Here is an 8,075-nt window from a genome sequence, read left to right as displayed (position 1 = left end):
TGAGTTGCGTACGTGTCACACCCAGCGTCCTACCAGGTCCCGTCCCCGCACGGGACCAGAACCCGAGAATGATCACGACCTCACACAGGCCCTAGTCGACCTGTCCGTCCGGGGCAGGATCGTGCGTTCCCCACCGGGCTCAGGGCCGGGACGGTGCCGGTGCCGCCCGCGCGCAGCCGTTCGGCGAGGCTGCCCTGCGGGGTGAGTTCCACTTCCCGTTCACCGGCGAGGTACTGGCAGGCGAACTCCTTGTTCTCGCCCACGTAGGAGCCGGTCACCCGGGCGATGCGGCAGGATGCCGAGCCCCTGGCCGTCCACGCCGCAGTTGTTGGAGACCACGCGCAGGCCGCCGGCGCCCTGCGCGCGCAGGGCGCCGCTGAGCACGGCGGAGGCGATGCCGTGCTCCTTGGGGGTAAGGCCCGCGTCGGCGAGGCTGCCGGTGATGTGACGTGCGGCCATGCCGAGGGCGAGGGCGAGGGCGAGGGCGACGGCGCCGACGATGGCGGGGCCGAGGGTCTGGCCGAGGTCGCGGACCAGGCTGGGGGTGGCGCCCGCCATGCCGGTCAGCTTGGGCGGTACGACGTTCACGGCGGCGGCGGTGAGGGTGGCGGAGTGGCCCTGGTCGCGCAGCGGGGTCGTGATGCCGGTGTGGGTGCGGCCGTAGCGGGTGGCGTGGGCGGTGTCGTCGTGGTGGGAGAGTGCCCAGGTGGTGGGGGGCGCCGACCGTCGCCAGGTCGGTGATCGTGCGGGCGATGACCTCCCTCGGCTTGTCTCCTCTTCCGGGCGCGCTTGAGGAAGTCGGAGTTGGGTGTGGCTCCGTGGGAGGGATGGCTCGCCGGCACACATCCGGCAGGCGGCGCGAACGGATCGGAGACGGATCAGTGGCTGAGCAGCCAGCCGATTCGGTCGTAGGCGAGGACCTGGTAGCCGACCATGATCACAAGGAGCCAGCGGGCCGCGCGGCGGAGGCCGGCGAAGTGCAGCGCGGCCACCGCGCCGAAGAACACGGTGAGTTCGAGGAGCAGGCGCACTGCTCCGGGGGTGTCGATATCACTCTCGCCAGAACGGGACGGGTCATCCGGTACGGCGAAGGAACCCCACGCCCAGCCCACGGCCACGGGCAGTGCGACGACCAGCAGCCAGCGCCACGGAGAGGGGACCTTGCGCCAGGACCAGACGGCCAGGCAGAGCAACGAGACCAGCTCAAGCAGGAAGCGGATCGCGAGCATGGCGTCGTTGTTGGCGAGCGCCAGCGTGACGTTCACCAAGCCTCCGTAGGTGTCTCAACCAGCATCTCATCGTCCCCTGTTGATGCCGACTCGCGCGTGCTGACAGTCGTGGATCATGTCACGCCGGGTGGACTGAAGCATCCTTCCGCAACCGGGAAGCCTCGACAAGAGCCGACGACCCGAACGAGGCGGGGACTGTGGTCGGCCACAGCGATCCGCCGCCCCAGAGCCTCCACTGCCGCGACTCGCGAGGACGGTTCCCGCGCTGGTGCATGTTCTCCGGCCTGATGGACCTCGACGACGCCCACCGGTACGTCGCCGACATGCTCGCCGGCATGGACGTCCGGTACGACCGGGGCGACGACCACCGGTTCGTCGGCACCCTGTGCCCGGACATGAAGGTGATGCCGGAGCGGCCCGACCCGGACGTCGTCACCGCCCGCACGGACCGGGTGGACGTCGACGCGTCGCTCATCCGGCCCGACGGCTGTGTCTCGCCCGGGCCTTGCCCACCGGGCGGGACCTCGACGCCACCACGCCGGTGCGTGCGCTGGGCACATGGTTCGGCCAACCGGCCTGAGCACCGCATTAACGGTCGTCTCAGGTTTTCTCCGTATGAAAGAGGCATCCAGATAAGCGATGCAATCCGTATGTAGGAGGCTAGTGATGGCAGTCAACGCAGCGCCGTCCGGGGAAGCGCCGGCCGGTCGGTTGGCAGGCCGGTGGGTGCCCTGGCTGGTGATCGGCTTGTGGCTGGTGCTGGCGGCGGGCATGGTGCCGCTGAGCGGAAAGTTGAGTTCGGTCACCACCGACAGCGCCGTAGACACCCTGCCGGCCAGTGCCGAGTCCACCAAGGTGGCGGTGCTGGACGACAGTCTCCCCGGCGGTGACAACAACACGTTCGTCTTCGTGTACCACCGCGCCGGCGGCATGACCGACGCCGACCGCGCGACGGTCGAGCGCCACTACGACACCCTTGCCAAGCGGTACCCGCCGAAGGAGACGGCGGCGGCCGGCGAGGACGACGAGGGCTCACCGGCGAGCCTCTCCACCGACCGCAAGGCGATGATGTTCACCCTGGAGGTGAGCACGGCCTACGGCGCACCGGAGGACATCGTCGGCCCGTTACGTGACGCCGCGAAGGACCGTCCCTCCGGCCTGGAACTCGACGTGACCGGCCCCGGCGCGATCGACGGCGACATGGATGCCGTCTTCGACGGCATCGACGTGCAGGTCCTCCTCACCACCATCGTCGTCGTCACGCTCCTGCTCATCCTCACCTACCGCAGCCCGGTGTTGTGGATCATCCCGCTGATGGCCGTCGGCGCGGCCGCACTGACCTCGATGGGGACCGTCTACCTGCTCGTCAAGGGCTTCAACATCGTGGTCAACGACCAGAACTCGGCGCTGCTGACGATCCTGGTGTTCGGCGTCGGCACGGACTACGCACTGTTGCTCATCGCTCGATATCGGGAGGCACTGCACCACCATGAGAACGTCCGGGTCGCGATGGTCCACGCGCTACGCGGCGCGGCGCCGGCCATCGTCGCGTCCGCGGCCACCGTGGTCGCCGGCCTGCTCTGCCTGCTCGTCGCGGACCTGAACAGCACCAGCGGGTTGGGCCCGATCGGTGCGGCCGGCATCCTGTGCGCGCTGGTGGCCATGCTGACGCTGTTCCCGGCGGTGCTCGTGGTGCTCGGCAGGCGGATCTTCTGGCCGGCCGTCCCGCGGCTCAGCACGGCCGTGGAGGAGAAGCCGGGGCTGTGGGGACGGCTCGGCACCGCCATCGGCCGCCGCCGGTGGGTGGCGACGCTCGGCTCGCTCGGAGTCCTCGGCGTGCTCGCCCTCGGGCTGGCGGGCAACACCGGCGCCCTGCGGGAGCAGGACCAGTTCCTGTCCGCGCCGGAGTCGGTCACCGGCTTCACCGTTCTCCGCCAGCACTTCCCGGAGCTCGGCGGCCAGCCGATGACGGTCTTCACGCGGCCGGCGCACCAGGAGCGGGTGCTCGACATCGTCAAGGACACTCGCGGTGTGGCCCTGGCCGTCCCGGAGCAGACCAGCGGTGGCTGGGCCGACATCTCCGTGTTCCCGAAGGACGCGCCGGACACCGTCGCGGAGTACGACACGATCAAGCGGGTGCGCACCGCCGTGCACGCGGTGAGCGGGGCGGAGGCGATCGTCGGCGGGCCGAGTGCGGAGAACCTCGACACCGAGGTGACCACCAAGCGCGACGAGAAGCTGGTGATCCCGCTGGTGCTCGTCGTCGTCCTGATCGTTCTCGGGCTGCTGCTGCGCGCGATCCTGGCCCCGCTGGTCCTGATGGCCACCGTGATCGTCTCCTTCGCCGCGGCCTTCGGCGGCAGCGTGTTCGTCTTCGACACGATCCTCGGGTTCAAGGGGATCGACTCTTCGGTGCCGCTGCTGGCATTCCTGTTCCTGGTGGCGCTCGGCGTCGACTACAACATCTTCCTGGCCAGCCGGGCCCGGGAGGAGACCGTGCGCCTCGGCACCAGAGAGGGCATGCTCAAAGCCCTCTCGGCCACCGGTGGCGTCATCACCTCGGCAGGCCTGGTCCTGGCGGCCACGTTCGCGGTGCTCGCCACACTTCCGCTGGTGATGCTGGTCGAGGTCGGGTTCCTGGTCGCCTTCGGCGTGCTGCTCGACGCCCTGCTGGTGCGGTCGGTCCTGGTGCCCGCCCTCACCTTGCTGATCGGCCGGCGGATGTGGTGGCCGAGCCGGCTGTCCCGTCCAGCGGCGGAGCTGCCGGACGGTCGACAGCCGCTCGCCGACGACAAGGAGCCCGCGCTGCAACGGTGAGGTGAGCGCGACGGCACGGACGAGATCCGGGACGGGGACCCAGCCCCGTCCCGGATTTCTTCATGGGCCCGACGGCCGCCGCCCTTTGGTCCTGCGTCGCGCGCCGGGACTGGGGGGGCATCGCGGTGTCCTGCCCCGTGGTGGGCCGCGAGGGCCATTGCCCGACGGCCGCCACCCTTGGTCCTGCGCCTTGCGGCCGGGACTGGGGTCGGCACACCGTGTCCTGCCCCGACGGTGAGCCGCGCGGGGCCATGCCCGAGGGCCGCCGTCCCCTGTCCTGCGCCGCGCCGCCGGGGCGGGTCAGCGCACCGCGGAGTCCTCCCCGGTGGTGAGCCGCGCGATCGGGACGGGCGGGGCCGCGGTCGGGAGGTCGACCCGAAGCAGCGCGCCGCCGCGTGCGGAGCGGGCGACGGCGGCCCGGCCGCCGTGGGCGTCGACGACCCGCTGCACGATCGACAGCCCCAGACCGGATCCCGGCAACGCCCGGGCGCTGTCGGCACGGTAGAACCGGTCGAACACCCGTGGTACGTCGGCGGCGTCGATGCCCGGCCCGGCGTCGTCGACCTCAAGCACCGCCGACGCGCCCTCGGCACGGAGCCGGACCTGGATCGGCTGGTCCGCGGGGGACCACTTGCCGGCGTTGTCGATGAGGTTGAGCACCGCCCGCTCCAGCGCAGCGGGACGCCCGCTCACCCACACAGAGGTCACGTCGAGCGCGACCTCGATGTCGGGCACGCGGGAACGCGCCCGGGTCGCGGCGGCCCCCACAACGTCGGCGAGGTCGAGCACCTCGGTGCTCTCGTCGCCGACGTCACCGCGCGCCAGGTCGGTCAGCTCGGCGGCAAGGGTGCTCAACTCGGCCACCTGGGCGCCGAGATCGTCGAGCAGCCGGGTCCTGCTCGCCGCCGGCAGTGCGCTGTCCAGGGTGCCGCGCCGATCGAGCCGGATCAGCAGCTCGACGTTGAGGCGCAGGCTGGTGAGCGGGGTCTTGAGCTCGTGGGCGGCGTCCTCGGCGAGCAGCCGCTGGGCCCGCCGGGAGTCCCGGAGCGCGGCGAGCATGTCGTTGATCGACTGGATCAGCCGCCGGATCTCCCCACCGCCCTCATCCGGGATGTCGGCGTCGAGATCCCGGGTGTGCGCGACACGTACCGCGGCGGCGGTCAGCCGGTCGATCGGTGCCAGCCCGGTCCGCGCCACGGTCCGCCCGACAAGGGCGCCGCCGACCACGCAGAGCAGCCCGATCAGCAGCATGCCGAACCCGAACCGGTTGATCGGGCTGTCGTCGACGACGCGGGCCACCTGGACCGCGCCGTCGCCCGCCCGCAGCGTGTAGATGACGTAGCCGTCCTCGTCGCTGTCGTTCGACTCCATCAGGTCGGCCGACGCGCCCTGCGCCACGCGCCCGGCGTCCTCGCTGACCGGGGGCAGCGCGGGTTGGCCGGCCGGTGTCCGGATCGAGCCGTCGGGCAGGATGACCCGCACCAGCCGACCGGATCCGGGATACGGCGGTAGCTGGACCTGCGCCAGACCGGCGCGCTCCGCGTTCGTCGCCAGGACGCGGGAGTCGGCGCGTAGCTGATTCGCGGCGGTGTCCTGCAGCTCCCAGTCCAGGAGCTCGCTGGCCACCTGGAAGGCCGCGAACACGCTGACCGCGATGGCCGTCGCCGCGATCACCGTCAGCCTGGTCCGCAGGGACTGCCGGCGCCACCATCGGGTCAGCCGGCGCGGTTCCCGGCCGGCGGGCCCGCTCACGGAGGAGTCTCCCGCAACGTGTATCCCAGGCCGCGCAGCGTGTAGATCAGTCGCGGCTCACCCTCGGCCTCCATCTTGCGGCGCAGGTAGCTCACGTACACCTGGAGGTTGTTGGCGGTGGAGCTCATGCCGAAGCCCCAGATCGCCTCGAACAGCGCGTCGCGGGTCACGACCCGGGTCGCGTTGCACACGAGGACCTGCAGGAGGGAGAACTCGGTCCGGGTCAGGCGCAGTAGCCGCTCGCCCCGCCACGCCTCGAACCTGTCGGGATCGAGCCGGACGTCGGCGAACGACAGGATCTGCGACTCCTCGTCGGTCGGCGTGCGCCGGCGCAGCAGGGCCCGCACCCGGGCCAGTAACTCCTCGGTGGCGAACGGCTTGGGCAGGTAGTCGTCGGCGCCCGCGTCCAGCCCCGTGACCCGGTCGGAGACCTGGTCACGGGCGGTCAGCATCAGCACCGGCAGATCCCGACCCGCGGCCCGCAACCGTCGGCAGGTCTCCAACCCGCCGAGGCGGGGCATCATCACGTCGAGGAGCAGCAGATCCAGCGTGTCACCGTCGGCCCCACCGACCCCGTCGAGCACGGCGAGACCGTTGGCGACGGTGCTGGTGTCGTAACCCTCGACCTGGAGTACCCGCTCCAGCGACTCACGGATGGCCGCGTCATCATCCGCGATCATGATCCGCACGCCGGCCCGCCCCCTTCCAGTCGATGTTTTTGCGGCTCATTGTCTCCGATCAACCTGAGGCCAGGCTTAGAGCGTCGTTGGGGACCGCGCTCTTACGGATACCTGAGAAATGGAACCTACTACGGGCGTCTGCCCCGCAGTTCGCAGTCGCGGGTGTACTGGGCGATGACCGCGGTGATACGGCGTCGGCTGACCGGGGCGACCACATCGGCCTGGCGCACCGCATGACCGGCGGGGAGCTGACGCCCGGCGCGGTGCCGGCGCGGCTGGAGGAGGGGCATCTTGGCCAACGACATCGGTCGTAGAAGGCTCTGCCCCCATGGATGAGCTTTGATCGGCAGGGGTCGCCAAGATCCTCAAAGGGCTCATCCTCCGCCGGCCGTGGGTCAGAGCCCCACCCGCCCTACCTGTACGGGTTTCTGACCGGCGCACACGTCCGTTCTCGGGTGTCGGGGCGTCAACTTCGCCTGGACGGAATGGATCCGCTGCTCGTTGGTTCGGGAACGGGGCCGGGCCGACGCCGACTCCGGTCGGACCGACGGGCTGGCGCGCCCCCCGATCAACTGCCCGTCATCGGTTGTCACAGGGAGATGGGACCGAGGTCCGCGGCGGTCTGGGCCAGTGCGCGGAGGGCGGGGCCGTCGGCGGTCGATCGCCACGTGAGAGCGAAGTGGATGGTGGGGGCGTCGTGAACGGGGAGGAAGACGATGCCGGGGGGACTGTTGTAGCGGGCGGCGATCTCGCCCAGCGGGTGGACGCACTGTCCGGAGGCGACCAGGGAGAGGATCTCGTGGAAGGTCCGTGCGACGGGCCCGCGCGGGATACGGCGGCCGAGCGGCGTGCGTGTGGGGACCATGGTCGTGACCCAGTACTCGGGGGCGTCGGGGCCGAAGTCGACGACATGGTTGTCGCCGAGATCTTCCAGTGAGGCGGTGCCGCGCTCGGCGAGGGGATGGTCCGCCGCAACGGCGAGCACGCGGCCTCCGGTCAGCACGGTCGGGCCGACGGTGAGGTCCGGTTCGGCCACGGGAAGCCATAGCACGTGCGCGTCGTGCTCTCCGGAGCGCAGCGCGCCGAACGGGTCGCAGCCGTTGATCTCGCCGAACTGGACATCGCTGCCGGGGTGGCGGGAGCGGAAGGCCTCGATGAGGGGGCGCAGTTCGTGGCCGGCATGGCCGAACACACCCAGATGCAGGGCCTGCCCCGTCCCCGTGCCGGCCGCTTCGGCGCGGGCGAGCCCTTCCCGGAGAAGGTCGACGCCCTGCTGGAGGTCCTCGCGCAGACGCCGGCCGACCGGGGTCAGGGCGACGCGTCGGCTGGTGCGGTCGAACAGGACGACGCCGAGGCGCCGTTCCTGCTTGGCGATGGCCTGACTGACCCGGGCCTGGGACACGTGAAGCCGCTCCGCGGTGCGGCCGAAGTGCAGCTCCTCGGCCAGGGTCAGGAAGATCTCGATGTCACGCAGCTCCATGCACGGCCCCCATCCGCAGTCCCCTCCACAACCCGCATCCGTGCATAACCGCCACGTTATGAATAGCCCAAGGAACCTTACATTGTTCCGCTGTCCCGCCCGCTGGATGCTGGATCC

At 70.9% G+C, this 8,075-nt stretch carries 7 protein-coding genes and 1 pseudogene; 2 read left to right on the top strand and 6 right to left on the bottom strand.

The features are described 5' to 3' along the window. Nucleotides 1–128 precede the first annotated feature (128 nt). Both ACZ5VD_RS38620 and ACZ5VD_RS38615 read right to left on the bottom strand, forming a co-directional pair. Nucleotides 129–459, bottom strand: a pseudogene (locus tag ACZ5VD_RS38620) (CoA-transferase); the annotation flags it as partial. A 419-nt stretch (nt 460–878) separates the two neighbouring features. Next, complete coding sequence (locus ACZ5VD_RS38615) at nt 879–1,265, bottom strand: YrdB family protein (protein WP_468553765.1); 387 nt, start codon at nt 1,263–1,265, stop codon at nt 879–881. 236 nt (nt 1,266–1,501) lie between these two features. Between ACZ5VD_RS38615 and ACZ5VD_RS38610 the strand changes: the two genes are divergently transcribed. Further along, on the top strand, nt 1,502–1,885 hold the full coding sequence (locus ACZ5VD_RS38610; RefSeq protein WP_468553766.1) for a hypothetical protein: 384 nt from the start codon (nt 1,502–1,504) through the stop codon (nt 1,883–1,885). Nucleotides 1,886–1,895: 10 nt separating this feature from the next. After that, complete coding sequence (locus ACZ5VD_RS38605) at nt 1,896–4,046, top strand: MMPL family transporter (protein WP_468685122.1); 2,151 nt, start codon at nt 1,896–1,898, stop codon at nt 4,044–4,046. Nucleotides 4,047–4,346: 300 nt separating this feature from the next. On the opposite strand, the gene ACZ5VD_RS38600 is transcribed toward ACZ5VD_RS38605, so the two are convergent. From ACZ5VD_RS38600 to ACZ5VD_RS38585, 4 genes are all read right to left on the bottom strand, one after another. Further along, nucleotides 4,347–5,798 carry a HAMP domain-containing sensor histidine kinase gene (locus ACZ5VD_RS38600; RefSeq protein WP_468553768.1) on the bottom strand — a complete coding sequence of 484 codons (1,452 nt, stop codon included), beginning with the start codon at nt 5,796–5,798 and terminating at the stop codon, nt 4,347–4,349. Beyond that, a complete protein-coding gene (locus ACZ5VD_RS38595) occupies nt 5,795–6,487 on the bottom strand; it encodes a response regulator transcription factor (protein WP_468685121.1) in 693 nt (230 codons plus the stop codon). The genes ACZ5VD_RS38600 and ACZ5VD_RS38595 overlap by 4 nt, the downstream gene beginning before the upstream one ends. A gap of 119 nt (nt 6,488–6,606) precedes the next feature. Continuing rightward, the gene (locus ACZ5VD_RS38590) at nt 6,607–6,783 is read right to left on the bottom strand and encodes a hypothetical protein (protein ID WP_468553770.1); all 177 of its coding nucleotides are present in this window, start codon (nt 6,781–6,783) and stop codon (nt 6,607–6,609) included. Nucleotides 6,784–7,067: 284 nt separating this feature from the next. Then, the gene (locus ACZ5VD_RS38585) at nt 7,068–7,958 is read right to left on the bottom strand and encodes a LysR family transcriptional regulator (protein ID WP_468553771.1); all 891 of its coding nucleotides are present in this window, start codon (nt 7,956–7,958) and stop codon (nt 7,068–7,070) included. Between the last annotated feature and the right edge of the window lie 117 nt (nt 7,959–8,075).

Source organism: Streptomyces sp. NPDC032822, assembly GCF_055578825.1.
This window is presented reverse-complemented; position numbering and strand designations above follow the sequence as displayed.